A 467-nucleotide genomic window follows, 5' to 3' on the forward strand; every position below is an offset into this window, starting at 1 on the left:
GGGTCTGCGCAGAAGCACGCATCGCACCCAGCAACGAGTATTTGTTGTTACTTGACCAGCCCGCAAACAGCACCGCGTAAACCGCCAGACCTGCCATCATCAGGAAGAACAAAATCCCGATGTTCAGGTCGGCAACCACCCAACCCGGACTGACTGGCACAATCGCAAAGGCCAGCAGCAGCGAGGTAAAGGCAATCATCGGTGCCAGGGTAAAGATGACGCGATCCGAGAATTTCGGGATCCAGTCTTCTTTAAAGAACATTTTGATCATGTCCGCAACCAGCTGGAGCGAACCGCCCCAGCCAACACGGTTAGGTCCGTAACGGTTCTGGAACAGACCCAGCAGGCGACGTTCGCCAAAGCTCATGAATGCCCCGCAGGTGACAACCACCAGCAGGATCACCACCGCTTTGAGGATGGTCAGCAGGATCTCAATCAGTTCCGGTGATATCCAACTCATTGTTGTG

1 protein-coding gene is annotated in these 467 nt (G+C 54.6%); it reads right to left on the reverse strand.

The window, feature by feature from the left end; genetic code table 11:
- Positions 1-467 (reverse strand): NADH-quinone oxidoreductase subunit H (locus EOS_RS42730; protein WP_407639233.1); only part of this gene is annotated, 467 nt, incomplete at both ends.

The organism is Caballeronia mineralivorans PML1(12), assembly GCF_001028175.1.
Lineage (GTDB): Bacteria > Pseudomonadota > Gammaproteobacteria > Burkholderiales > Burkholderiaceae > Caballeronia > Caballeronia mineralivorans.